Source organism: Bacillus sp. 05T22, assembly GCF_056396765.1.
Genome location: NZ_JBFTMC010000266.1, coordinates 1 through 677 on the forward strand (window position 1 = coordinate 1; position 677 = coordinate 677).

The window sequence follows — 677 nt, forward strand, 5'->3', positions numbered from 1 at the left end:
CGTATGCTGCTAAATCTTTAAATGTATATTTCCACCCTGTTGCTTCACTTACTTCTTGTGTCGCAATGACTTGGCCATTTTGTAGTAAGTCTACTTGAATCGTTTTCGGACGATCTTTCGCATTATCGTCTTTCCACGTCTTCGTTCCTCCTACTTTTGTTTGACCTACCTTTGTATTCGTGATGTCATAACCWTTSACTTCTGTTTGATATCCATCTACTGGTTGTTCTTTCACTTCATACTTGTAGGCTTTTCCGTCTGCATCGTATGCTGCTAAATCTTTAAATTCATACTTCCAGCCACTTGCTTCACTTACTTCTTGTGTCGCAATGACTTGGCCATTTTGTAGTAAGTCTACTTTGATTGTTTTCGGACGTTCTTTCGCGTTATCGTCTTTCCATGTCTTCGTTCCTTCTACTTTTGTTTGGCCAACCTTTGTATTCGTGATGTCATAACCTTTGACTTCTGTTTGATATCCATCTACTGGTTGTTCTTTCACTTCATACTTGTAGGCTTTTCCGTCTGCATCGTATGCTGCTAAATCTTTAAATGTATATTTCCACCCTGTTGCTTCACTTACTTCTTGTGTCGCAATGACTTGGCCATTTTGTAGTAAGTCTACTTGAATCGTTTTCGGACGATCTTTCGCATTATCGTCTTTCCACGTCTTCGTTCCT

The 677-nt window shown here is 39.6% G+C and carries 1 protein-coding gene; it reads right to left on the minus strand.

Annotated elements, in window-relative coordinates:
* Positions 1-677 (minus strand): Cna B-type domain-containing protein (locus tag AC1DIT_RS28270; protein ID WP_476998620.1); only part of this gene is annotated, 677 nt, incomplete at both ends.